We start from the raw sequence: 22,853 nt of genomic DNA on the forward strand, positions 1-22,853 counted from the left end.
GTCGCGCTCAGCCCTCCTGCTCGCCGGCGTCGTCGGCCGGCAGGAGGGACTCGGCGAGACCGCGCACGGTCTCGAGGTCGGGTCCCTGGAGCACGACGGTGCTCCCCTTGAGGTCGTAGGCCAGCACGGTCGCGCCGTCGTGGTCCCACGCGGACCACGGACCGGTGCCCCAGTCGGAGAGGTCGACGTCGTCGACGGGGGTGAGTCCGGACATCTTCCCGAGGGCCTCGTCGGCGGTGCCGGGCAGCTGGTCGAGGACGACGTCGCCGCTCGGTGCGGTGAACTCCATGTGCCACCACTGGGGGTCGGCCTGGTAGCCGCCGCCGACGGTCGTCCAGCCGTCCGGCAGGACGCTCGGCACCATCGTGATCAGGTTGTCGCTGGTGGCGCGCAGCGCGGCGCGCTCGTACGACTTCTTGACGGCGGGCTCGTCGCCGAAGTCGATCGGCGCCACAGGCGGCGCAGCCGGGGTCTCCGAGGGCGTCTCCGAGCTCGTCTCCGCGGACGGGTCGACGCCCGTGTCGGGGGTGTCGGCGTCATTCCCGCACGCTGCGGCGAGCAGGACGAGGGAGGCTCCGAGGGCTGGTCCGATCGCACGGGTGAGTCGCATGCACTCCACTCTCTCACGCAGCCGACGCCGACCGCGGGTGCCAGAGGCGCGCGTGTGACAACAGTCTCGGACGGCGCCCCTGCCCAGGTGAACGTCCGATAACTAGACTCCGAGCGATCCAGCCGCGAGCGCCCAGGAGCCACCACATGCCCCGCCTCTGCCAGACCGACGGCCTCTCCGAGGACCAGACCGAGATCCTCAAGGCCGTGCGCCAGTTCGTGGACGAGCAGATCATCCCCGTGGCGCAGGAGCTCGAGCACGCCGACGAGTACCCGACCGAGATCATCGAGGGGCTCAAGGAGCTCGGCGTGTTCGGCCTGACGATCCCCGAGGAGTTCGGCGGGCTGGGGGAGTCGCTGCTGACGTACGCGCTGGTGGTCGAGGAGATCGCGCGCGGGTGGATGAGCGTCTCCGGCGTGATCAACACCCACTTCATCGTCGCCTACATGCTCCTCCAGCACGGCACGGAGGAGCAGAAGCAGAAGTACCTCCCGCGGATGGCGACCGGCGAGGTCCGTGGCGCGTTCTCGATGTCCGAGCCCGGGCTGGGCTCCGACGTCTCCGCCGTGAGCACCAAGGCGACCAGGAACGAGGACGGGTCCTACAGCATCACCGGGCAGAAGATGTGGCTGACCAACGGCGCCACCTCCACCCTCGTCGCGGTGCTGACCAAGACCGACGAGGGCGCTGACTCGGTCTACAAGAACATGACGACGTTCCTGGTGGAGAAGGAGGCCGGGTTCGGCGAGACCGCCCAGGGCATCACGGTGCCGGGCAAGATCGACAAGATGGGCTACAAGGGCGTCGAGACGACCGAGCTCATCCTCGAGGGCCACCAGATCTCCGCCGACCAGGTCCTCGGTGGCGAGCCCGGCAAGGGGTTCTTCCAGATGATGGACGGCGTCGAGGTCGGCCGCGTCAACGTCGCCGCGCGTGCGTGCGGCCTGGCGTGGCGTGGGTTCGAGCTCGGCATCGCCTACGCCCAGCAGCGCAAGACCTTCGGCAAGGCCATCGCGGAGCACCAGGCGGTGCTGTTCCGGCTCGCCGAGATGGCCACCAAGGTCGAGGTCGCGCACACGATGATGGTCAAGGCCGCGCGCCTCAAGGACACCGGGCAGCGGATGGACGTCGAGGCCGGGATGGCCAAGATGGTCGCGAGCGAGTACGCCAACGAGGTCGTCGAGGACTCGTTCCGCATCCACGGCGGCTACGGCTACTCCAAGGAGTACGAGGTCGAGCGGCTGATGCGTGAGGTCAAGTTCATGCTCATCGGCGAGGGCACCTCTGACATCCAGAAGATGATCATCGGCCGCAGCCTGCTCAAGGACTACAAGCTGCGGTAGTCGTCACTGTGCCTCCGCGGCGGCGTCGGCGGCTGCCAGCGCCTCGCTGGCGGCCTCCACGACCTCGGGGGACAGGACGTGCTCGATCGCGAGGGCCGAGGCGCCGAGCACCGCTGCCTCGCCGCCGGCGCGTGAGGTGACGATGCGCAGGTGCTCGGTGGCCAGCGGCAGGGAGCGCTGGTAGACCGACTCGCGGATCCCCGCGAGCAGGTGCTCGCCGGCGCCGGCCACCTGACCGCCGATCACCACGACCGACGGGTTGATGAGGTTGACCATCGTGGCGACGACCTCGCCGATGTCGCGTCCGGCCTGGCGTACGACCGCCATCGCCGGCTGGCTGCCCGCGCGCACGAGCTCGACCACGTCGCCACCGGTCTCGGCGCTCTCGCCCTGTGCGCGTACGGCGGCCGCCAGCGCGGGCCCGGCGGCGACGGCCTCGAGGCAGCCGGTGTTGCCGCAGCGGCAGAGGATGTCGTCGGCCCCCGGGACCCGTACGTGCCCGAGGTCGCCCGCGGTGCCCTGGGCGCCGCGCTGCAGGACGCCGCCGGACACGATGCCGGCGCCGATGCCGGTGGCGACCTTGATCAGGACGAGGTCGTCGACGTCGCGCAGGTGCCGGCGACGCTCGCCGAGGGCCATGATGTTGACGTCGTTGTCGACCAGCACCGGGACCGGGTACTGCTCCTGCAGGTAGGCCGGGACGTCGAAGCGGTCCCAGCCGGGCATGATCGGCGGGTTGATGGGTCGTCCGGTGGAGTGCTCCACGGGGCCGGGGAGGCCGATGCCGATCGCGGCGAGGTCCTCGATCGGCCGCTCGCTCGCGGCCACCAGGTCCCTCACCGAGTCGACCACCCACGACAGGACGGCCTCGGGGCCGTCGGCCACCGCGATGCGCGCGTCGGTCTCGCCGAGGATCGATCCGTTGAGGTCGGTCAGCGCGGCACTGGCGTGGGTGGCCCCGATGTCGACGCCGACGACGAGCTTGGCGGTCGGGTTGAGCGCGAAGAGGGCCGGCGGACGGCCGCCGGTGGAGCGGGCGCCGCCGAACGGTGCGACCAGTCCCAGTCGCATCAGGGTGTCGATCCTGGCCGTGATCGTGGAGCGGGCCAGGCCCGTCGCCTCGGCCAGCTGGGCACGGGTCCAGGGCCTTCCGTCACGGAGGAGATCGAAAAGCTCGCCGGTTCGCACGGGCGGAGTCAAGCACATGCACGACTTTGCACGCTAGGCCTAAGACTTTTGAGAGGTGCTCGACAAAAGCCAGTGACACATGCCACAGTTGCGCCGTGCCCCCGAACCACTCCACCGAGCGCTCGCCCGAGAACTCTCCCGAGAACGCACTCGTCGCGACCGCGATGACCAAGAGCTTCTTCGGCAACACCGTGCTGGACGGACTCGACCTGACGCTGCGCGCGGGCGAGGTCCACGGACTCGTCGGCGAGAACGGCGCCGGCAAGTCGACGCTGATGAAGATGCTGGCGGGTGTCTACACCCCCGACAGCGGCACGATCGTCGTCGGCGGCGAGCAGGTCTCGTTCAGCCACCCGGTCCAGGCGCAGCGCGCCGGCGTGTCCACCGTCTTCCAGGAGTTCAACCTGCTCCTCGAGCGCACGATCGCCGAGAACATCTGGCTCGGCCGCGAGCCGCGCCGCCTCGGCCGGGTCGGCCCGGTCGACACCGCGAAGATGCGCCGCGACACCGACGAGCTGCTCTCCGGGCTCGGCGTCGCCGGCCTGAAGGCCGGCATGCTCGTGCGCAGCCTCTCGGTCGCCGAGCAGCAGATCGTCGAGATCGCCAAGGCCGTCAGCTTCGACGCCAAGGTGATCCAGATGGACGAGCCGACCGCAGCCCTCGCCGACCACGAGGTCGAGCTCCTCTACTCGATCATCCAGCGGCTCACCGACCGCGGAGTCGCGATCGTCTACGTCTCGCACCGGCTCAAGGAGATCTTCGACCTCTGCCAGACGATCACGATCCTCAAGGACGGCCAGCACGTCGCGACCCGGCCAGCCGGCGAGCTCTCCGAGGCCGAGCTCGTGCGCCTCATGGTGGGGCGCCCGCTCACCACGTACTTCCCCGAGAAGCCGGTGGACGTCGCGGTCGGCGACGTGCGGCTCGCGCTGGCCGGCGTCGGCAACGGCTACGTCGACGACATCTCGCTCGACGTGCGCGCCGGCGAGATCGTCGGCATCGCCGGGCTCCAGGGCTCCGGCCGCACCGAGCTGCTGGAGACGGTCTTCGGTGTCCACCCCGTCGCGCGCGGCAGCATCACCCTCGACGGCTCCCCGCTGAAGGTCAGCAGCCCGCGCCAGGGCGTACGCGCCCGCCTCGCCTTCATCACCGAGGACCGCAAGGCCAAGGGCCTGGCCCTCAACCAGTCGATCCTCGACAACGCCCTCGGCGTCGTCCGGTCGGTCTTCCCGCGGCGCACCGGCGCGGCGCGCCGGGAGATGCCGGGCGTGCTGTCCGGCCTCGACGTCGCGGCCGCCAGCCTGGCCCAGGAGGTGCAGTTCCTCTCCGGCGGCAACCAGCAGAAGGTCGTGCTCGCCCGGTGGCTGAGCATCGACCCGCTGGTCGTGCTGATGGACGAGCCCACCCGCGGCATCGACGTCGGCGCGAAGCACCGCGTCTACGAGCTGATGCGCGAGCTGACCCGGCACGGCGTCGCGGTGCTGATGGTGTCCAGCGAGCTGCCGGAGGTCATCGGCATGTCCGACCGGATCCTGGTGATGCGTGACGGCACCCTCGCCGGCGAGCTGCCTGCGGGATCGAGCGAGGAGGCCGTGCTGGCCATGGCGACCGGAGCTGCCACGGAAGGGGAAGCGGCATGAACGACACCCGGAGCAGCGCCACCACGGACCGGACCGCCGGGACCCCCGAGTCGGCCGCGGAGCCGCAGGAGTCCGTACGCCGACGGCGCGCCGCGCGCCCGAAGGCCGAGCGCCGGCGCCTCGACTCGACCGCCCTGATCTACCTCGTGCTGGTCGGCGTCGTCGCCACCTCGGCGGTGCTGACCGGGGTCGAGGGCCGCAACTTCTTCAGCCAGGGCAACGTCTGGGCCGTCCTGACGGCGATGAGCGTGCTCGGCCTGATCGCCATCGGCCAGACCCTGGTGATCCTGGTCGGCAGCCTCGACCTGTCGGTGCCCTACGTCGTCAGCCTCGCGACCGTGATCGCGGCCGGCGGCATGAAGGGCCTCGACAGCAACATCCCGGCCGCGGTCGTCAACACCCTGGCGCTGTGCGCCGTGATCGGCCTCGTGATGGGGCTGCTGGTCAGCCTGCTGCACGTGCACGGCTTCATCGCCAGTCTCGGCATCGGCCTGGTCGTGAGCGGCTACCTCGGCACCAACTACCAGGGCAGCCACGGCGCTGCCGCCCCGGACCTGAGGCTGCTGGGCCGCAGCGGCATCGCGGGGTGGATCCCCACCGCGTTCATCATCCTGCTGGTCTGTGCGGTCCTGGTGACGCTCCTGCTCCGCTACACCCGGCTGGGCCACCACGTCTACGCCATCGGTGGCAATCGGGACGTCGCCCGGATGTCCGGCGTGCGGACCGCCGTCCCGGTGGTCGCTGCCCACGTGCTCTGCTCGGTGCTGGCCGGCCTCGCCGCGCTGCTCCTGCTCTCCCGCACCGGTGTGGGCTCCCCGACGATCGGGTCGCAGGGGCGCTACGACCTCCTCTCCATCGCCGCCGTCGTCCTCGGCGGCACCCTGCTCGCCGGCGGCAAGGGCAGCGTCGTGGGCACGATCGGCGGCGTCGCGATCTTCGCCGTCCTCGACAACGTCATGGGCGTGATGCAGGTCAACCCGTTCCTCAAGGACTTCGTCCGCGGCCTGGTGATCGTGCTGGCCGTCGCCGTCTACGCCCGCCGCAGCGTCGTACGCCGCCCACCGCGCTTCGGTGCCTCCAGACCCGTCCTCCCCGTCCCGTCCTCGGCGGGCCCGTCCACGAAGGGGGAGCCGGCATGAGCGCCACCACCTCCGTCAGCAGCTCCGCCAGCAGTGCGGGCCGCACCCTCCCGCTCACCGAGGGCTCGACGGTCCAGCGGGTACTGCGCGCCGCAGTGACTCCCGGCGGGGCGGTCTTCATCCTCGCCGCGATCCTCTTCGTCGCCGTCGTCTCGGCCAACCCGTCCTTCGGCGAGCCGCCGCAGCTGATCCGCTTCATCGGTCGCACCGCGCCGATCGCGATCGCGGCCATGGGCCAGTACTACGTGATCGTCTCGGGCGAGTTCGACCTCTCCATGGGTGCGGTGATCGCCACCCAGGTGGTCATCGCCGGCAACTACATCGGCGACGACGAGGGACGCGTGCTGCCCGCGATCGTGCTGATGCTCGTCATCGGCGCCCTGGTCGGCCTGGTCAACGGCCTCGGCACGACGCTGCTGCGGGTGCCGAGCTTCATCGTCACCCTCGGCACCATGCTGGCCCTGGGCGGACTCGTCCGGTTCCTGACCGGCGGCGCGGCCACCGGCAACCCCGTCGACACGTTCCGCGAGATCGGACGGGGTGGCATCCAGGACGTGCCCGTCGTCGAGGTGCTGCCCTACCCCGTGATCATCCTCGTGCTGATCATGGTCGCCGGTGTGTGGCTCATGCGCTCGCCGTTCGGCCGGACGATCATCGCCACCGGTGACAACCCGGACGCCGCGGCCCTGGCCGGCGCGCACGTGTGGTGGGTCAAGACCCGCGCCTTCATGCTCTCCTCGCTCTCGGCCACCGTCGCCGGCATCCTGCTGGTCGGCTACGCCGGCGTGCACCCCTCGGTCGGGGCCGGCTACGAGTTCCAGGCGATCACCGCCGTCGTGCTCGGCGGCGTGGTCCTCGGCGGCGGACGCGGCTGGCTCCTCTCCGCGGCGGCCGGTGCCTTCGCGCTCGAGCTGCTCTTCTCGTTCCTCAACTTCCAGGAGATCGAATCCACCTGGAGGCCGACGGTGCAGGGCGTGATCATCATCCTCGCCGTCGCCGCTGCCGGCCGCGCCTGGTCCCTCGGCCGGCGACCCTCTCGGACCTCACCACCCGCACCACCTGCTGCACCCGCACCATCACCCACCACTGCCCGCCCGGGCACTGAAACAGGAGATATCTGATGCGCCGAAAGATCCACCGCGCGCCGATGGCCGTGGCCTCGGCCCTGCTGCTCGGGGTGTTCGCCACGTCCTGCAGCACCGAGGACCCGACGGACTCCACCTCGGGGACCGACGAGAGCTCGGAGACCTCGGAGTCCCCGGACGCCTCGGAGGAGAGCCCGGCCGACGAGCAGGAATGGTTCGACCAGGCCGTCTACGACGAGCAGTTCGAGCAGCGCTCGGCGACCTTCGAGGGTGACCCCGAGACCCCGTGGCTGCAGTACATCGACGGTGAGATGACCGACACCGCCGAGTACAAGTCCAACAAGGCGGGCAAGGCGTGCTTCGCCAACGCCTCGATCTCCAACCCGTGGCGCCAGACCGGCTGGATCACCATGAACCAGCAGCTCGAGGCCCTGCAGGAGAAGGGTGTCATCTCCGAGATGGAGACCCGTGACGCCGGCGACGACGACAACACCCAGATCGCCGACATCGACTACTTCATCTCCGAGGGCAACTGCGACGCCTTCATCATCTCGCCCAACTCCACCGCCGCCATGACCGACGCGGTCGAGCGTGCGTGCGAGACCGGCAAGCCCGTCGTGGTCTTCGACCGTGGCGTGGAGACCGACTGCGCCACCACCTTCATCCACCCGATCGGTGGCTTCGCGTGGGGCATCGACACCGCCGAGTTCCTCATCGACAACCTCGAGGAGGGCGACAAGGTCGTCGCGCTGCGCATCCTGCCCGGTGTCGACGTCCTCGAGCAGCGCTGGGCCGCGGCCGAGAAGCTCTTCGAGGAGAACGGCATCGAGGCGGTCGACTTCTTCACCGGTGCCGACCCGACCGAGATCAAGACCTTCATCACCGACGAGCTCAACAAGGGTGAGGTCCAGGGCGTCTGGATGGACGCCGGCGACGGTGCCGTCGCCGCGATCGAGGCCTTCGAGGACTTCGGTGCGGACCTGCCGGTCATGACCGGTGAGGACGAGATGAGCTTCCTGCGCAAGTGGGAGGAGACCGGCCTGAACGGCCTGGCGCCCGTCTACTCCAACTTCCAGTGGCGCACGCCGCTCCTCGCGCTCGAGAAGATCTGGGCCGGCGAGGAGGTCCCGAAGGAGTGGGTCCTGCCGCAGACGCCGATCACCGAGGACGAGCGCGGCGACTTCCTCGAGGCCAACGAGGGCATGCCCGACGGCCACTACGCCAAGTTCGGCGGAGAGGACCTGCCCGGCTACCCCGAGGTGTGGCAGGAGCGCCAGATCCCCTGATCCGGCACTGATCCACCGGTCGGTGGGCCGGGCTCCGCGCCCCCCCCACCGCCGCTCAGTCACCCTTGTGAGAAGCCCCCTACCGAGAAGGACACCGACGGCATGCGAGAGATCGGCGTCAACACGTGGGTCTGGACCTCTCCGCTCACCGACGCGGGCGTGGCCGACCTGCTGCGCCGGATCGCGGGCATGGGCTTCGACGCCGTCGAGCTCCCCCTCGAGAACGCCGGCGACCTCGACGTCGCCGTCGTGGCCGAGGTGCTCGCCGAGACCGGGCTGACGCCCTGCGTCGTCGGGGCGATGGCGCCGGGCCGCGACCTCGTCGACGCGTCCTGCGTGGCCGCCACCCAGGACTACCTCCGCGCCTGCGTCGACTTCGCCGCCGGCATCGGGGCACGCTCGGTGTGCGGACCGTTCTACGCCGCCACCGGTCGCGTGTGGCGGATGGACGCCGAGCAGCGGCAGGCGGCGTACGACGACCTCCGCACCCACCTCGCACCGGTCGTCGACCACGCGCTCGCCCAGGGCGTACGCCTGGGTGTCGAGCCGCTGAACCGCTACGAGACGTCCCTCATCAACACCGTCGACCAGGCCCTCACCGCGCTCGAGCCGCTGCTCGGCGACGGCCTCGGCCTGGCGCTGGACAGCTATCACCTCAACATCGAGGAGCGCTCCAGCGCCGACGCGATCCGCGCGGCCGGGCCGCACCTGGCGCACGTCCAGGTCTGCGGCAGCGACCGTGGCGCGCCGGGCGGCGACCAGAGCGACTGGCCGGCCTTCGTGGCCGCGCTCGACGAGGTCGGCTACGACGGTCCCCTGGTCATCGAGAGCTTCACCGCAGACAACGCCTCCATCGCCACGGCCGCCTCCATCTGGCGGCCGCTGGCACCCACCCAGGACGAGCTCGCCCGAGACGGCTTGTCCTTCCTCCGGTCGCTCGCCTGAGCGACTGCCACCGCAAGTCAGGAGAAGCACGTGACCAGCACACCCAGCGCCTCGGGCGCCGCCGGGTCCCCGGGAGTCGCCGTCATCGGCTACGCCTTCATGGGCAAGGCGCACTCGCACGCTTGGCGCAACGTCGCCGCGCTCCGTCCCGGCGCGCCCGGCGTACGCCAGCAGGTCCTGGTCGGTCGTGACGCGGCCGCTGTCGGTGCCGCGGCCGAGCAGTACGGCTGGGCGGAGACCGCGACCGACTGGCACGAGGTGCTCGAGCGCGACGACATCGACATCGTCGACGTCTGCGTCCCGGGACACCTGCACGCCGAGGTGGCGATCGCGGCACTGGAGGCGGGCAAGCACGTGATCGCCGAGAAGCCGCTCGCCAACACCATGGCCGAGGCCGAGAAGATGGTCGCCACCGCCCGCGCCGCCCGCGAGCGCGGCGTGCACTCGATGGTCGGCTTCAACTACCGGCGCGTGCCCGCGCTGGCGCTCGCGCGCCGGCACGTGGCCGAGGGTCGCATCGGCGACGTGCGCCAGGTGCGCATCTCCTACCTCCAGGACTGGCTCGCCGACGAGGACGCGCCGATGACCTGGCGCCTGCGGCGCGAGCTCGCCGGGTCGGGCGCGCTCGGCGACCTGGCCTCCCACGCCGTCGACCAGGTCCGCTTCCTGCTCGGCCAGGAGGTCACCGAGGTCAACGCACTCACCCACACCTTCGTGCCCCAGCGCACCGGCGCCGCGGGCCCGGAGGACGTGACCGTCGACGACGCCGCGTGGAGCACGATGCGTACGGACGGTGGCGCGGTGGTCAGCCTCGAGGTGACCCGCATGGCGACGGCCCGCAAGAACGCCCTCGGCATCGAGGTCTACGGCAGCACGGGGGCCCTGCGCTTCGACCTCGAGTCGCTCAACCACCTCGACGTCTGCCTCGACGGTGGCGACAGCTTCTCCCGCCGGCTCGTGACCGAGCCCGGCGACCCCTACATCGACGGCTGGTGGCCGCCGGGGCACGTGCTGGGCTGGGACGCGACGTTCACCAACCAGGCCGCCGACTTCCTCACCGCGCTGGCCGCGGGCGAGGAGCCGACGCCGTCCTTCGAGGACGGGCTCGCCGTGCAGCGGGTGCTGGCCGCGATCGAGGCCAGCTCCGCGCAGGGTGGGACATGTACGCGCGTCGACACCGGACTCGGACCAGGAACGGAGCACCTCTGATGGGTCGTCCCTTCACCCTGTTCACCGGCCAGTGGGCCGACCTGCCGCTCGAGGAGGTGGCGCGCCTCGCCGCAGGGTGGGGCTACGACGGCCTCGAGGTCGCCGTCTCCGGCGAGCACCTCGACGCCTGGCGCTGGGAGGACGACGACTACGTCGCCGAGCGCCTCGGCATCCTCGAGAAGCACGGTCTCCAGCTGCACGCCATCTCCAACCACCTCACCGGCCAGGCGATCTGCGACGACCCGATCGACTTCCGCCACCAGGCCATCGTGCGCGAGCGCGTGTGGGGTGACGGCGCCCCCGAGGGCGTGCGTCAGCGCGCGGCCGAGGAGATGAAGCTGACCGCCCGGCTCGCGCAGAAGCTCGGCGTCAAGACGGTGGTCGGGTTCACCGGGTCATCGATCTGGCAGTACGTCGCGATGTTCCCGCCGGTGCCGGCGGAGCGCATCGAGGCCGGCTACCAGGACTTCGCCGACCGCTGGAACCCGATCCTCGACGTCTTCGACGAGTGCGGCGTGCGCTTCGCCCACGAGGTCCACCCCTCCGAGATCGCCTACGACTACTGGACCACCCGACGTGCGCTCGACGCCGTCGACAACCGGCCCGCCTTCGGCATCAACTGGGACCCCAGCCACATGCTGTGGCAGGGCATCGACCCGGTCGCGTTCATCACCGACTTCGCCGACCGGATCTACCACGTCGACTGCAAGGACACCCGGATGCGGATGGGAGGGGGCCGCAACGGCATCCTCTCCTCGCACCTGCCCTGGGACGACCCGCGGCGCGGCTGGACCTTCGTGTCCACCGGCCACGGCGACATCCCGTGGGAGGACTGCTTCCGCACCCTCACCGCGATCGGCTACGACGGCCCGATCTCGGTCGAGTGGGAGGACGCCGGGATGGACCGGCTGCGCGGAGCGCCCGAGGCTCTCGCCCGCCTGCGGGTCCTGGACTTCGACCCGCCGGCCCAGTCGTTCGACGCGGCCTTCAGCAAGCAGTCGGAGGGCTGAGCGAGTCCTAGACTCCCGCACATGGGGGGATTCCGGGCCAAGGACGCCGATCGTGAGCGCTACGTCGACATCATCGAGGCGGCCTACGTCGACGGGCAGCTGGGGGAGCAGGATCGCGAGCTGCGGGTCTCACGGGCGCTGACGGCGGAGACGCTCGGCGAGCTCGAGGGCCTGACCCGCGACCTGCAGAACCGTCCCGCGCCCATGGCTCCCGTCCTGCCGCACGACGAGGCCACCCCCGACGCCGTGCCGCGGGCCGCGAGGATCGCGGTCGGCGGCATGTTCGTCGCGATCACGATCGTCGCGCTGCTCATCTTCGGAATGGTCGGGCTGGCGTTCATGTCCGCGGGCCCGAACGAATCGGCGACGACGGCGGTCGAGACCTGGGGCGAGGACGTCGCCGTCCCACAGGTCGATGAGACCGCACCCTCGTTCGAGATGACGGCACCCGAGGTGCGCCGTTTCCTCCGGGCGTACGAGCGCGAGTTCGGCACGCTCGAGGCGTACGACGTGGGGTTCTACCCGACCCGCATCGGCGTCCAGGTCCCGGTCCGCGGCTCCCGGCCCCGCTTCGAGCGGTGGACCTGGGACGGGGAGTGGACCCAGGACACCGAGGCCGCCGGGGTCAGCGGGTTCAGCGAGGTGGTCGACCTGGGCTCGCTCGACGTGCGCCGGCTCTTCGCCAACATCGCCTCGGCGAAGAAGTCGCTGCGCGTCCAGCGCGGCAGGCTCACGCATGTCCTGTTCCACCAGTGGCAGGGCGAGGCACCGAGCGTGAACATCCACATCGGCAACTCGTTCGGCGAGAGCGGCTACCTGAAGACCACGCCCTCGGGGGACGTGGTGCGGGCGTACCCCTACGACGGGTGATGCATCCCACGTGACCGCGGCCGCCCCGGCGGCCGTCGCTGCGGCACGATGTGCGGCATGAAGACGAACGCCGGCAACTTCTTCGAGGACTTCACGCTCGGGCAGGTCATCGAGCACGCCACCCCGCGCACGGTCACCGAGGGGGACCGGGCGATCTACGGGGCGATCTACCCGACGCGGTTCGCGCTCCCGTCGTCGGCGGAGTTCGCCGCATCGGTCGGCCTCGCGCCGCACCCGGTGGAGGAGCTGATCGGCTTCCACATCGCCTTCGGCAAGACCGTCCCCGACGTCTCCCTCAACGCCGTGGCCAACCTCGGCTACGCCGAGTGCCGCTTCCACGTGCCGGTCGTCCCGGGCGACACGCTGCGCACCCGGTCGGGGGTGATCGGCCTCAAGGAGAACTCCAACGGCCGGACCGGCGTGGTCTGGGTGCGCTCCACCGCGACCAACCAGCGCGGCGAGGTCGCGATCGACTGGGCGCGCTGGGTGATGGTCCACAAGCGCTCGGCCGACTCGCCCGCTCCGGAGACCGTGGTCCCCGACCTCGCCAAGGCCGTCGAGCCGGCCGACCTGGTCGTGCCCGCCGGCCTGGACTTCTCGGCGTACGACGTCGTGGCGGCCGGCTCGCCGCACCTGCTGGGCGACTACGAGGTGGGGGAGCGGATCGACCACGTCGACGGCGTGACCCTCACCGACGCCGAGCACATGATGGCCACGCGGCTGTGGCAGAACACCGCGAAGGTGCACTTCAACACCGACGCCCGGCCCGACGGCCGGCGCCTGGTCTACGGCGGGCACGTCATCTCGCTCGCCCGGGCGCTGTCCTTCAACGGCCTCGCCAACGCCCAGCTCGTCGCCGCGATCAACGCCGGAGCCCACGTCGCCCCCGCCTTCGCCGACGACACCGTCCACGCCTGGTCCGAGGTCCTCGACACGGCCGAGCTCGACGCCCCGGGCGTCGGAGCGCTGCGCCTCAGGCTGGTCGCGACGAAGGGCCGCGACGAGTCGATGACGTTGCGCGGCGAGGACCAGAAGTACGCCGACGGAGTGCTGCTCGACCTCGACTACTGGGCGCTCGTCCCGCGCTGAGCACCGCACGAGCGGTGCGTGGGCCACCCTCCCGACTGTCGGGATGTGGCCTGCTCACCGCCCGCCGGCGAGTCGCCGTACGACACGCCCGAACGCGGTGCGTGAGCCACCGTCCGCCGCGTCCGAAGGTGGCTGGGGCACCGCCGGGGGAGGGGAGGTGCGCGCCCGCAGGTCGTGCGCGATCGCGGTGAGCGCCCCGTCGAGGGAGGTGGTGTCCGCCAGGCCCAGCCTCGACAGCACCACCCGGGAGGCCGCGAGCAGCTCGTCGTCGGTGGCGTCGTCGGGCGTGCGCCCCGCGCGGGGGCCGGCCGGCAGCAGCTCGTCGAGGTCGCCCACCACGTCGTACGCGCTGGCGCGCAGGTGGGCGACGATCGCCTCGGAGCGCTCGCGGACCCAGGCGTGGTGCCGCGCGGGGAGCACGAAGGGCTCCCGCCCGGCGGAGTCGGCCAGTGCCTCTGGCACGAAGGTGCCCTTCACGTGACGGGTCAGGGCCGGCGTACGCCGCGGGCGCGGCACCCGCTCGTTGATCCGCCGCAGCAGCTCGGCCTCGACCAGGCCGAGGGAGTCGTTGGGCCGTCGCGCGTCGGTGTCGAGGCCGGTCACGTCGAGGCCGAGCACCGAGGCGGTTCGCAGCCAGAGCTCGTCGCGCGGAGCCCCGGCGGGGGGTACGACGACGAGGTGGGCGCGCCCGTCCGGGAGCCCGGCGGACCACAGGCCCAGGATCGCCGGCACGTCCTGGTAGCGCCAGAACTTCTGGTCGTCCTCCCCGCGCCGGACGGTGGCGAGAAAACGGCGGTAGGGCTGGCGGGCGCCCATCTTGACCCGCTGCTGCCACGCCGAGGGCAGCACGCGGCCGAGGTCGCGGGCGGTCACGACGACGTGCACCTCGTCGGCCGCGCCGGCCAGGTCGGCCAGCGCGGCGGCCGCGGCGTCGGGCGGGGAGTCGGAGAAGTGCTCGTTGGTGACGAGCGCGTCCCCGGACCACGCGCGGGTCTCCTCGACCAGCCGCCGCCAGGCGTCGCGCTCGCGGTCACCGAGGGTCTCGACGACGGCGGTCATGCCCTTGACGACGGCCGCGGCCGCGAAGTGGTCACGTCGCCTCGCGCCCGGCAGGAGCAGGCCCCGCTCGCGCAGCTCGTCGCGGTGCTGCCACCAGAGGTCCTGGAGGAAGGAGGTGCCGGACTTCGCCGTGCCGACGTGGAGGAACACGCGGCGAGCCATGCCGGTGACCCTACTGGGTGGCGGCAGACTCGTTCCGTGGCCTGGGACCCCGACTTCTTCTACGACACCTACCCGCGGCTGGAGGCCGCCTTCGCGGCGCGCCTCGACGAGAGCCTCGCTCCGCGCGACCCGTCGGTGCTGCTCCAGGTGGTGCGCGAGCTGGGCCTGCGCCCCGACAGCCGGGTCGTCGACGTCGGGTGCGGGGAGGGGGCGTACGCCGTCCGGCTCGCCACGCACTTCGGGCTCCGCGTGCTCGGCATCGATCCGGTCCAGCGCCACCTCGACCGGGCCCGCACGGCGCGGCGCGACCTCGCCCCGGCCATCGCCGAACGACTCGCCTTCGAGCGCGGCACCGCGACCCGCGTGCCAGTGGCCGACGCCTCGCTCGACCTGGTCTGGTGCCGTGACGTGATGGTCCACGTCGACCACCCCGACGACGCGTACGCCGAGTTCGCCCGGGTGCTGCGCCGCGGCGGCCACGTCGTGGCCTACCAGGCGGTGGCGACCGACCTGCTCGCCGTTGAGGAGGCGGACCGGCTCTTCGACGTGATGGGCGTGGTGCCGTCCTCGGCAGACGGTCGCGTGCTGGACGACGCGATCGCCGCCTCCGGGCTCGAGGTGGTCGACACCCTCGACCTCGCCTCGGAGTGGGGCGAGTGGTCGCAGGAGCAGGAGGGTGCCGTCGGTCGCGCGCTGCTCCGCCTGGCGCGGCTGCTCCGCGAGCCGGAGCGCTACCGCGCCGAGTTCGGGGACGCGGCGTACGACGTGATGCTCGGCGACTGCCGGTGGCAGGTCCACCTCATGACGGGGGGCCTGCGCGGCCGCGTCGACGTGCTGCGCCGGCCCTGATACCCCCTCGACCCGGCCCGTCCCGTTTGGCAGGGTGGTCCTCCGACCGTCATCGATCCAGGAGGACCTCATGGCTGATCAGGACCCCAACGCAGACATCAAGGCCAAGATGCGGGAGGCCCTCGATCGCAAGAAGGGCCACGACCACCCGGACGACCGGGCCGACTCGCGCGAGAAGGCCCACGGCTCGGAGGTCAACGACAAGAACGTCGCCAAGCCGATGCACCGCCGCAAGGCGGGCGGCGGCGGCGTCTGAGCCCCCACGTGCCGGCGGCCGGCCCGCCCGCCGGCACGTGGCAGACTCGCGGCATGTCCTCCACCTCGGGTCCTGAGCTCTGGCTGGTCCGCCACGGTGAGACCGAGTGGAGTCGCGACGGCAGGCACACCTCGACCACCGACCTGGCCCTCACCGAGGTCGGGGAGGCCGCGGCGCGCGAGCTCGCCCCGAGGCTGGCCGAGGTCGAGTTCGACCTCGTCCTGACCAGCCCGCGACGGCGCGCGCGGCGTACGGCCGAGCTGGCCGGCTTCTCCGACGCGGAGGTCGACGAGGACCTCGTCGAGTGGGGCTACGGCGACTACGAGGGCGTGACCACCGCCGAGATCCGCGAGACCGTCCCGGGCTGGACGGTGTGGACCCACCCGACCCCGGGCGGCGAGAGCGCCGACGAGGTCTCCGCCCGTCTCGACCGCGTCGTCGCCCGCACCCGCGAGCACGACCGGGCGCTGGTCTTCGCGCACGGCCACTCGCTGCGCGTCCTCACCGCGCGCTGGCTGGAGCAGTCCGCCGCCGAGGGCCGGTTCTTCCGGCTCGACACCTCGACCGTCTCGGTGCTCGGCTTCGAGCGCGAGCACCCGGCCATGCTCCGGTGGAACAGCTGACGTGCGCATCGATCTCCACACCCACTCCTCGGCGAGCGACGGCACCGACACCCCCGGCGACCTGGTGCGCGAGGCCGCCGCGGCCGGGCTCGACGTCGTCGCGCTGACCGACCACGACGCGATGTCGGGCTGGCACGAGGCACAGCAGGTCGCGGACGAGGTCGGGATCACGCTGGTCCCGGGGCTCGAGATCAGCACGCGGTTCCACCACCGGGGCGTGCACCTGCTCGGCTACCTGCCCGACCCGACGCACCCGGCGCTGGTCGAGGAGCTCGACCGCATCCTCGAGGGGCGCACCGCCCGGACCCCCGCGATCGTCGCCGCCCTGCGCGAGCACGGCGTCGACATCAGCGAGGAGGACGTACGCCGGGAGTCGGGCGGGTCGGTCGCCGCCGGGCGCCCCCACGTGGCGGACGCCCTCGTGCGCCGCGGTGTCGTCGCCGACCGGACGGAGGCCTTCGCGACCCTGCTGAGCCCGGGCCAGGCGGGCTACGTCAACCGGTACGCGTCCGCGCTCGAGGACATGATCCCGCTCGTGGCAGCCGCCGGGGGCGTCACCGTCGTGGCCCATCCGTGGGGCCGCGGCAGCCGGTCGGTCCTCGACGCCGAGGCCCTCGCCGGGCTCAAGGACCTCGGGCTCGCCGGGATCGAGGTGGACCACCAGGACCACGCGCCCGCCGCCCGCGCCGAGCTGCGCGCGATCGCCCGCGACCTCGACCTCGTCGTCACCGGCAGCAGCGATCACCACGGCCTCGGCAAGGTCGACCACGACCTCGGCGTGAACACGACCGATCCCGAGCAGTACGAGCGGCTGATGTCGCTGGCGTCGCGTCGTCTCGGTGGTTGAGGTGCGAGCGGACCGCATCCTCGTCTACGGCGTGACCGGCAGCGGCAAGAGCACGGCGGCCCTCGCGATCGGCGCCCGTACGGGTCTGCCCGTCACCCTGGTCGACGAGCTCACGTGGCTGCTGGACTGGGTGCCCGTCGAGGCCTCGGTCCAGCGAGAGATGATCGGCGAGGTCGTGGCGGAGGAGCGCTGGCTGCTCGACTCCTCCTACGGCGACTGGCTGGACTTCGTGCTCCCGCGCACGCAGCTGGTCGTCGGCCTCGACTACCCGCGCTGGCTGTCGCTGTCCCGGCTGGTGCGGCGGACGGTGTCGGGGGCGATCACGAAGGAGCCGCGGTGCAACGGCAACGTCGAGACCTGGCGGGCCATGGTCAGCCGGCGATCGATCATCCGCTGGCACTTCCAGTCGTTCGCCCGCAAGCGGGCCCGGATGCGCGCCTGGGCCGCATCGCCCGACGGGCCGGAGGTGCTGCTCTTCCGTCGGCCGCGGGAGCTGGAGGCGTGGATCGCGAGGCTGGGGGAGTAGGCCCGGACGGCTGGTCGTCCTGGGCGGCCTCATGCGCCAACCGGTGAGTTGGTGCGCCACCTGGTGAGTTGGCGGCGGCGCCCAGAGCTGCTGCACCGACCTCAGCGCCGCACCATCCGCCGCTCCAGCCCGACGTCCTCGGGCTTGGTCGCGCCGTCGAAGCGGAAGCCCTGCCGCTCGTAGAAGGAGATCGCCCGCTCGTTGCCGTCGAGGACCCAGAGGTACGCCGGAGCCGGGCCGAGAGCGGCCTCGCACAACGCGTGCCCGACCCCGGAGCCGTATGCCGACGCGCGGACGTAGAGCGCCATCAGCTCCAGCGGCGGCAGTCCCGCGGCGGCGTCGTCGCGACCGGGGCCGGTGCTCGAGAAGCCCAGCAGCCGACCGTCGTCGGCCCACGCGAGCAGGTTGTCGCTCGAGCCCGCCGCGATGATGCCGCGCCAGCTCTCCACCCGCTCGGCGCGTCGCGCTCGGCGCTCGACGAAGACCGTCTGCGGCATGAGGCCGGCGTACGCCTCCTCCCACACGTCGAGGTGGAGGTCGGTCAGGGCGTCCGCGTCGGACACCTGCGGCGCGGTGATGCGCATGCTCAGCGGCGACCCATCGACTGGGTCAGCCGCAGCACCCGGTTGGGGATCGCGGTCGTCAGCACACGGATCGCCTTGTACTGCATCCCCGGGATCGAGTACGCCCGGCCCTTCGCGAAGTCCTCGAGGGACGTACGGACGAGGAAGTCGACGTCGAGCCACATGAAGCCGTCGCCGCGCTTGACCTGCATGCGCTCGTGGAACTCGGTCTTGGTGAAGCCCGGGCAGAGCGCCATCACCTGCACGCCGCGCGACCCGTACTCCATGTGGGCCCACTCGCTGAAGCTGTTGACCCACGCCTTGGCGGCGGAGTAGGTGCCGCGGGGGAGGAAGGCGGCGACGCTGGAGACGTTGATGATGCCGCCGTGCCCGCGCTCGGCCATCGGGCCGAGGGCGGCGTGGCTCAGCCGCAGCACCGAGGTCACCAGGACCTCCAGCATCGCGGTCTCGTCGTCGGCGGAGTTGTCGAGGAAGCGCTGCTTGAGCCCGAAGCCCGCGTTGTTGACCAGCAGGTCCACCGGCCGCTCGCGGTCGGCCAGGCGCGCCTCGACCGTGGCGAGCTGCGCCCGGTCGGTCAGGTCGGCGACCAGCACCTCGACCTCGACCTGGTGGGCGCGCCGCAGCTCCTCGGCGACCTGCTCGAGGCGGGCGGCGTCGCGGGCGACGAGGACGAGGTCGTCGCCACGGGCGGCGAGCTGGACGGCGTACTCGTGGCCGATGCCGGCGGTCGCGCCGGTGATCAGCGAGGTGGTCTTCGAGGTGGGCATGCGCCCAGCATTTCAGGACACCCGCGGACGATGCGACCCGGTCCTGCACAATGGGGCGCAATGAGCACCAAGAGCCGGGGAGCGGCCCCCGTCACGCTGGCCGTCGCCAACCAGAAGGGCGGGGTCGCCAAGACCACGTCCGTCGCCTCGATCGGTGCCGCGCTGGCCGAGCTCGGGCACCGCGTCCTGCTGGTCGACCTCGACCCCCAGGCCTGTCTGACGTTCTCGCTCGGCATCGACCCCGAGGACCTCGAGATCTCCGTGCACCACGTCCTCACCAAGGGCATCGACGCCGCAGAGGTCATCATCGAGACCGAGGACGGCGTCGACGTGCTGCCGGCCACGATCGAGCTGGCCCGCGCCGAGGCCGACCTGCTGACCCGCACCGGCCGCGAGCACGTCATCAAGGGCGCGCTCGAGCAGCTCGCCGAGGACCTCGGTGACACAGAGGAGGGCCCGTACGACTGGGTGCTGCTCGACTGCCCGCCCTCGCTGGGCGTGCTCACCGTCGCCGCGCTGACCGCCGCGGACGGCGTGCTGGTGCCCCTGCAGTGCGAGACGCTGTCGCACCGCGGCGTCGGGCAGCTGCTCGACACCGTCCACGACGTACGTCGCTTCACCAACCGCGGCCTCGAGGTGTGGGGCGTGCTGCCGACGCTCTACGACGGCCGCACCAACCACGCCCGCACGGTGCTGGAGACGATCAGCGAGACCTACGACCTCGAGGTCGTCGAGCCGCCGATCCCCAAGACCATCAAGTTCGCCGAGGCCCCGGCCGCCGGGCGCTCGATCCTCGCGACCAGCCGCAGCAGCAAGGGCGCCACGGCCTACCGCGAGGTCGCCGCGAACCTCGTCGAGCGGGCCTCCCGCCCCAAGAAGAAGGTGGCGAAGAAGCCCGCTCGCTCGCGGAAGTGAGGGAGGGTCAGCCCTTCGGCGTCTCGACCGAAGCACCGCCGCGCGTACGACGACGGCTGCGGTTGCGGCGACGCGGGGCGTCACCGGCCTTCTCGGCGGACGAGGACGCGGACTCGGAGCGACCCGAGCCTGAGCGGTCCGAGCCCGAGCGGTCCGAGGAGCGACGCTCGCGCGAGCCCTCGCGCGGCGCACGCTCCTTCTTCTCGACCGGGGCGGGGTCGACGATGCGGCCCTTGGTGCCGGCCGGGATGCCCTGGTCGTGGAAGAGGTGCTCGGAGGTCGAGTAGGTCTCCTGCGGGTCCGGGAAGGGCAGGTCGAGGGTCTTGTTGATCATCTTCCAGCGGTGCAGGTCGGCCCAGTCGACGAAGGTGATCGCGATGCCCGAGGCGCCCGCGCGGCCGGTGCGGCCGATGCGGTGGACGTAGGTCTTGTCGTCCTCGGGGCACGTGTAGTTGATGACGTGGGAGACGCCGCGCACGTCGATGCCGCGGGCGGCGACGTCGGTGGCGACGAGGACGCGGATCTTGTCCTCGCGGAACTTCGCCAGCGCCTTCTCGCGGGCGACCTGGGCCATGTCGCCGTGCAGCGGCGAGGCGCTGAACCCGCGCTCGGCGAGGTCGTCGGCGACCCGCTGCGCCTGGCGCTTGGTGCGCGTGAACACGATGATCTTCTCGGCGTCCTCGGCCTGGAGGATCCGGCCGATGATCTCGGGCTTGTCGAGGTCGTGGGCCTGGTAGATGAACTGCGCGGTCGCCGGCACCATCGTGGTGTCGTACGACGACTCGGCGCGGATGTTCATCGGGTGGCGCATGTGGGTGCGGGCCAGCGCGACGATCGCGGACGGCATGGTGGCCGAGAAGAGCATCGTCTGGCGGGTCTCGGGCGTCTTCGAGAGCAGGGTGATGACGTCGGGCAGGAAGCCGAGGTCGAGCATCTCGTCGGCCTCGTCGAGCACGAGGGCGTGCACGTGGGAGAGGTCGAGGGCCCGGCGGTTGGCCAGGTCGATGAGGCGGCCGGGGGTGCCGACGACGATGTCGACGCCCGCGTCGAGGGCCTCGAGCTGCGGCTCGTAGCCCACGCCGCCGTAGACGGTGAGGACGCGCAGGCCCATGTCCTTGCTGGCCAGGCTCAGGTCGCTGGAGACCTGGAGCGCGAGCTCGCGGGTGGGGGCGACGATGAGCGCCTGCGGCTTGCCCTGCGGGAGGTCGGCGTACGCCGGGTTGCTCGGCGCGATCGAGCGCTGCATCACGGGGATGCCGAACGCCAGCGTCTTGCCGGTGCCCGTACGGGCCTGGCCGATGAGGTCGGTGCCGAGCAGGGCGACCGAGAGGGTCATCTCCTGGATGGCGAAGGGGGTGGTGATGCCGGCGCGGTCGAGCGCGTCGCAGATCTCGGGCAGCACGCCCAGTTCACGGAAGGTGGTCACGAAGTGGTGTCGCTCTCTGATGAGTCGGGTTGTCCCACGCGTATGCGGTCAGCCCACTCGCACGCCCTCAGAGGGGGCCAGTGCCGACCGCGCACATACAGGCGGCCGCCTGATGAGTCGGCGGCTCGGTCACCATCATGGTATCGCTACGCTGCGACCATGACGGAATCGCCCGATGAGGACTACCGCCGAGCCGCAGTCGACCTCCTCGGGGCGATCGCCTACGGGGAGCTCTCGGCCTTCGAGCGGCTCGTCGAGGACGCCAAGATGGCGCCCGGCATCGGCGACAAGATCGCCATCGGCGCGATGGCCACCGCGGAGTTCGCCCACCTCGAGAAGCTCGTCGAGCGGCTCGAGCAGCTGGGCGCCGACCCCGCCGAGGCGATGCAGGCCTTCCAGGAGAGCTTCGACGGCTTCCACGCGCACACGGCCCCCTCGGACTACTACGAGGGGCTGATCAAGGCCTACGTCGGCGACGGCCTCGCCGCGGACTTCTACCGGGAGATCGCGGCCTACCTCGACCCCGAGACCCGCGAGGTGATCATCAGCTCGCTGGAGGACACCGGGCAGACGGCGTTCATCGTCGAGCGGGTCCGCGCCGGGATCGCCGAGGACCACCGACTGGGCGGGCGGCTCGCACTGTGGGGCCGCCGCCTGATGGGGGAGGCCCTCACGCAGGCCCAGCGCGTCGCGGGCGACCGCGACTCGCTGACGGCGCTGCTGGCCGGCGGCGTCGACCGGCCCGGGCTGGACCTGGCCGCGCTCGGGCGGATGTTCGCCCGGCTCACCGAGCTGCACGCCGCCCGGATGGCCGAGCTCGGCCTCGACTCCTGAGGTCCGTCAGGTCCTCGGGGTGTGGCGACCGGTGAAGGTCGCCGCGACCACGACCAGGACCGCGGCGACGCCGACCTGCCAGACGTGGCGCCAGAGGTCGAGGCCGCGGCTCGTGTCGTACATGTCGCCGTTGGGGTAGTTGTCGGCGACGCCGAACACCGCGTAGTAGACGTAGCTGCCGACGAACGCGCCGACTATGCCGCACACGACGGTCAGCCACAGCGGGATGTTGTCGCGGTCGCCGGGGGCGATCGCCTTGCCGAGGAATCCGATGACCAGACCGACCGCGATGGTGACGAGGATGGTCCAGAGCAGACCCATGGCTGTCCTTCCGCGCGGGTCAGCGGAAGCCGACGGTGCTGGCGCTCGGGGAGCCCAGCTCGACGTACGCGATCTTGGAGGCCGGCACGACGACCGCGCGACCCTTGGTGTCCTTGAGGTGCAGCACGCCGTTGTCGGCGAGCGCCTCGCCGAGCATCTTCTCGACGTCCTCGGGCGTGCTGTCGGTGTCGAGCACGAGCTCGCGCTGGGCGTGCTGCACGCCGATCTTGACCTCCACGGTGTTGCTCCTCAGCTCAGGGGGTGTACGTC

25 protein-coding genes are annotated in these 22,853 nt (G+C 71.6%); 17 read left to right on the top strand and 8 right to left on the bottom strand.

All coding sequences use genetic code 11. The features are described from left to right. Positions 1–7 precede the first annotated feature (7 nt). Entirely contained in the window at positions 8–610 is a 603-nt protein-coding gene (locus AC57BS_RS16615; protein WP_496412547.1) for a hypothetical protein, read from the bottom strand. Between the two features lie 146 nt (positions 611–756). On the opposite strand from AC57BS_RS16615, the gene AC57BS_RS16620 reads away from it, so the two are divergent. Then, entirely contained in the window at positions 757–1,953 is a 1,197-nt protein-coding gene (locus tag AC57BS_RS16620) for an acyl-CoA dehydrogenase family protein (protein ID WP_496412548.1), read from the top strand. Positions 1,954–1,956: 3 nt separating this feature from the next. Here AC57BS_RS16620 and AC57BS_RS16625 read toward each other — a convergent pair whose 3' ends face one another. After that, positions 1,957–3,141, bottom strand: a complete 1,185-nt coding sequence (locus tag AC57BS_RS16625; protein WP_242498508.1) for an ROK family transcriptional regulator — start codon at positions 3,139–3,141, stop codon at positions 1,957–1,959. 95 nt (positions 3,142–3,236) lie between these two features. Between AC57BS_RS16625 and AC57BS_RS16630 the strand changes: the two genes are divergently transcribed. The 9 genes from AC57BS_RS16630 to AC57BS_RS16670 all read left to right on the top strand — a co-directional run bounded on the left by AC57BS_RS16630 (position 3,237) and on the right by AC57BS_RS16670 (position 13,414). Further along, positions 3,237–4,781, top strand: a complete 1,545-nt coding sequence (locus AC57BS_RS16630; protein WP_496412549.1) for a sugar ABC transporter ATP-binding protein — start codon at positions 3,237–3,239, stop codon at positions 4,779–4,781. Then, positions 4,778–5,920, top strand: coding sequence for an ABC transporter permease (locus AC57BS_RS16635; protein ID WP_496412550.1), 1,143 nt, complete (start codon positions 4,778–4,780; stop codon positions 5,918–5,920). The genes AC57BS_RS16630 and AC57BS_RS16635 overlap by 4 nt, the downstream gene beginning before the upstream one ends. Then, the gene (locus AC57BS_RS16640; RefSeq protein WP_496412551.1) at positions 5,917–7,041 is read left to right on the top strand and encodes an ABC transporter permease; all 1,125 of its coding nucleotides are present in this window, start codon (positions 5,917–5,919) and stop codon (positions 7,039–7,041) included. The genes AC57BS_RS16635 and AC57BS_RS16640 overlap by 4 nt, the downstream gene beginning before the upstream one ends. After that, a complete protein-coding gene (locus AC57BS_RS16645; protein WP_496412552.1) occupies positions 7,041–8,291 on the top strand; it encodes a substrate-binding domain-containing protein in 1,251 nt (416 codons plus the stop codon). Before AC57BS_RS16640 ends, AC57BS_RS16645 begins: the two co-directional genes overlap by 1 nt. 102 nt (positions 8,292–8,393) lie before the next feature. Next, complete coding sequence (locus tag AC57BS_RS16650; protein WP_496412553.1) at positions 8,394–9,236, top strand: sugar phosphate isomerase/epimerase family protein; 843 nt, start codon at positions 8,394–8,396, stop codon at positions 9,234–9,236. A gap of 30 nt (positions 9,237–9,266) precedes the next feature. Beyond that, positions 9,267–10,445, top strand: a complete 1,179-nt coding sequence (locus AC57BS_RS16655; protein ID WP_496412554.1) for a Gfo/Idh/MocA family protein — start codon at positions 9,267–9,269, stop codon at positions 10,443–10,445. After that, positions 10,445–11,455, top strand: coding sequence for a sugar phosphate isomerase/epimerase family protein (locus tag AC57BS_RS16660; RefSeq protein WP_496412555.1), 1,011 nt, complete (start codon positions 10,445–10,447; stop codon positions 11,453–11,455). The genes AC57BS_RS16655 and AC57BS_RS16660 overlap by 1 nt, the downstream gene beginning before the upstream one ends. Before the next feature lie 21 nt (positions 11,456–11,476). Next, on the top strand, positions 11,477–12,325 hold the full coding sequence (locus AC57BS_RS16665; protein ID WP_496412556.1) for a DUF1707 SHOCT-like domain-containing protein: 849 nt from the start codon (positions 11,477–11,479) through the stop codon (positions 12,323–12,325). 57 nt (positions 12,326–12,382) lie between these two features. Beyond that, positions 12,383–13,414, top strand: a complete 1,032-nt coding sequence (locus AC57BS_RS16670; protein ID WP_496412557.1) for a MaoC family dehydratase — start codon at positions 12,383–12,385, stop codon at positions 13,412–13,414. Positions 13,415–13,468: 54 nt separating this feature from the next. Here AC57BS_RS16670 and AC57BS_RS16675 read toward each other — a convergent pair whose 3' ends face one another. Beyond that, positions 13,469–14,635 (bottom strand): hypothetical protein, encoded by a 1,167-nt coding sequence (locus AC57BS_RS16675; RefSeq protein ID WP_496412558.1) that lies wholly within the window; start codon positions 14,633–14,635, stop codon positions 13,469–13,471. Between the two features lie 36 nt (positions 14,636–14,671). Here AC57BS_RS16675 and AC57BS_RS16680 point away from each other — a divergent pair, with 36 nt between their 5' ends. From AC57BS_RS16680 to AC57BS_RS16700, 5 genes are all read left to right on the top strand, one after another. Continuing rightward, complete coding sequence (locus tag AC57BS_RS16680; RefSeq protein WP_496412559.1) at positions 14,672–15,484, top strand: class I SAM-dependent methyltransferase; 813 nt, start codon at positions 14,672–14,674, stop codon at positions 15,482–15,484. A 70-nt stretch (positions 15,485–15,554) separates the two neighbouring features. Then, positions 15,555–15,740 (top strand): DUF5302 domain-containing protein, encoded by a 186-nt coding sequence (locus tag AC57BS_RS16685; RefSeq protein WP_129455506.1) that lies wholly within the window; start codon positions 15,555–15,557, stop codon positions 15,738–15,740. Between the two features lie 53 nt (positions 15,741–15,793). Beyond that, the gene (locus AC57BS_RS16690; protein ID WP_496412560.1) at positions 15,794–16,363 is read left to right on the top strand and encodes a histidine phosphatase family protein; all 570 of its coding nucleotides are present in this window, start codon (positions 15,794–15,796) and stop codon (positions 16,361–16,363) included. Position 16,364: 1 nt separating this feature from the next. Continuing rightward, entirely contained in the window at positions 16,365–17,210 is an 846-nt protein-coding gene (locus tag AC57BS_RS16695; RefSeq protein ID WP_496412561.1) for a PHP domain-containing protein, read from the top strand. Next, positions 17,203–17,736, top strand: a complete 534-nt coding sequence (locus AC57BS_RS16700) for a P-loop NTPase family protein (protein WP_496412562.1) — start codon at positions 17,203–17,205, stop codon at positions 17,734–17,736. Before AC57BS_RS16695 ends, AC57BS_RS16700 begins: the two co-directional genes overlap by 8 nt. A gap of 101 nt (positions 17,737–17,837) precedes the next feature. On the opposite strand, the gene AC57BS_RS16705 is transcribed toward AC57BS_RS16700, so the two are convergent. Further along, positions 17,838–18,320, bottom strand: a complete 483-nt coding sequence (locus AC57BS_RS16705) for a GNAT family N-acetyltransferase (protein ID WP_496412563.1) — start codon at positions 18,318–18,320, stop codon at positions 17,838–17,840. Between the two features lie 2 nt (positions 18,321–18,322). Continuing rightward, positions 18,323–19,087 carry an SDR family NAD(P)-dependent oxidoreductase gene (locus AC57BS_RS16710; RefSeq protein ID WP_496412564.1) on the bottom strand — a complete coding sequence of 255 codons (765 nt, stop codon included), beginning with the start codon at positions 19,085–19,087 and terminating at the stop codon, positions 18,323–18,325. A gap of 60 nt (positions 19,088–19,147) precedes the next feature. On the opposite strand from AC57BS_RS16710, the gene AC57BS_RS16715 reads away from it, so the two are divergent. Further along, entirely contained in the window at positions 19,148–20,002 is an 855-nt protein-coding gene (locus AC57BS_RS16715; protein ID WP_496412565.1) for a ParA family protein, read from the top strand. Between the two features lie 7 nt (positions 20,003–20,009). On the opposite strand, the gene AC57BS_RS16720 is transcribed toward AC57BS_RS16715, so the two are convergent. Further along, positions 20,010–21,428: a DEAD/DEAH box helicase gene (locus AC57BS_RS16720; protein WP_496412566.1), complete on the bottom strand. Its 1,419-nt coding sequence runs from the start codon at positions 21,426–21,428 to the stop codon at positions 20,010–20,012. 159 nt (positions 21,429–21,587) lie between these two features. Between AC57BS_RS16720 and AC57BS_RS16725 the strand changes: the two genes are divergently transcribed. Continuing rightward, positions 21,588–22,262 (top strand): ferritin-like fold-containing protein, encoded by a 675-nt coding sequence (locus tag AC57BS_RS16725; RefSeq protein WP_496412567.1) that lies wholly within the window; start codon positions 21,588–21,590, stop codon positions 22,260–22,262. A gap of 6 nt (positions 22,263–22,268) precedes the next feature. Here the strand turns inward: AC57BS_RS16725 and AC57BS_RS16730 are convergent, their stop codons facing one another. Beyond that, complete coding sequence (locus AC57BS_RS16730; RefSeq protein ID WP_496412568.1) at positions 22,269–22,583, bottom strand: GlsB/YeaQ/YmgE family stress response membrane protein; 315 nt, start codon at positions 22,581–22,583, stop codon at positions 22,269–22,271. Positions 22,584–22,602: 19 nt separating this feature from the next. Continuing rightward, the gene (locus AC57BS_RS16735) at positions 22,603–22,821 is read right to left on the bottom strand and encodes a DUF3107 domain-containing protein (RefSeq protein ID WP_496412569.1); all 219 of its coding nucleotides are present in this window, start codon (positions 22,819–22,821) and stop codon (positions 22,603–22,605) included. Positions 22,822–22,853: the final 32 nt, after the last annotated feature.

This window comes from Nocardioides sp. BGA-UO-ETr-FS32 (genome assembly GCF_059567905.1).

Coding starts and splice junctions, on each gene's coding strand:
- AC57BS_RS16650 (WP_496412553.1), top strand. CDS start 8,394: ATGCGAGAGATCGGCGTCAACACGTGGGTCTGGACCTCTCCGCTCACC.
- AC57BS_RS16710 (WP_496412564.1), bottom strand. CDS start 19,087: ATGCCCACCTCGAAGACCACCTCGCTGATCACCGGCGCGACCGCCGGC.
- AC57BS_RS16615 (WP_496412547.1), bottom strand. CDS start 610: ATGCGACTCACCCGTGCGATCGGACCAGCCCTCGGAGCCTCCCTCGTC.
- AC57BS_RS16670 (WP_496412557.1), top strand. CDS start 12,383: ATGAAGACGAACGCCGGCAACTTCTTCGAGGACTTCACGCTCGGGCAG.
- AC57BS_RS16730 (WP_496412568.1), bottom strand. CDS start 22,583: ATGGGTCTGCTCTGGACCATCCTCGTCACCATCGCGGTCGGTCTGGTC.
- AC57BS_RS16660 (WP_496412555.1), top strand. CDS start 10,445: ATGGGTCGTCCCTTCACCCTGTTCACCGGCCAGTGGGCCGACCTGCCG.
- AC57BS_RS16640 (WP_496412551.1), top strand. CDS start 5,917: ATGAGCGCCACCACCTCCGTCAGCAGCTCCGCCAGCAGTGCGGGCCGC.
- AC57BS_RS16715 (WP_496412565.1), top strand. CDS start 19,148: ATGAGCACCAAGAGCCGGGGAGCGGCCCCCGTCACGCTGGCCGTCGCC.
- AC57BS_RS16635 (WP_496412550.1), top strand. CDS start 4,778: ATGAACGACACCCGGAGCAGCGCCACCACGGACCGGACCGCCGGGACC.
- AC57BS_RS16675 (WP_496412558.1), bottom strand. CDS start 14,635: ATGGCTCGCCGCGTGTTCCTCCACGTCGGCACGGCGAAGTCCGGCACC.
- AC57BS_RS16645 (WP_496412552.1), top strand. CDS start 7,041: ATGCGCCGAAAGATCCACCGCGCGCCGATGGCCGTGGCCTCGGCCCTG.
- AC57BS_RS16665 (WP_496412556.1), top strand. CDS start 11,477: ATGGGGGGATTCCGGGCCAAGGACGCCGATCGTGAGCGCTACGTCGAC.
- AC57BS_RS16685 (WP_129455506.1), top strand. CDS start 15,555: ATGGCTGATCAGGACCCCAACGCAGACATCAAGGCCAAGATGCGGGAG.
- AC57BS_RS16620 (WP_496412548.1), top strand. CDS start 757: ATGCCCCGCCTCTGCCAGACCGACGGCCTCTCCGAGGACCAGACCGAG.
- AC57BS_RS16725 (WP_496412567.1), top strand. CDS start 21,588: ATGACGGAATCGCCCGATGAGGACTACCGCCGAGCCGCAGTCGACCTC.
- AC57BS_RS16690 (WP_496412560.1), top strand. CDS start 15,794: ATGTCCTCCACCTCGGGTCCTGAGCTCTGGCTGGTCCGCCACGGTGAG.
- AC57BS_RS16705 (WP_496412563.1), bottom strand. CDS start 18,320: ATGCGCATCACCGCGCCGCAGGTGTCCGACGCGGACGCCCTGACCGAC.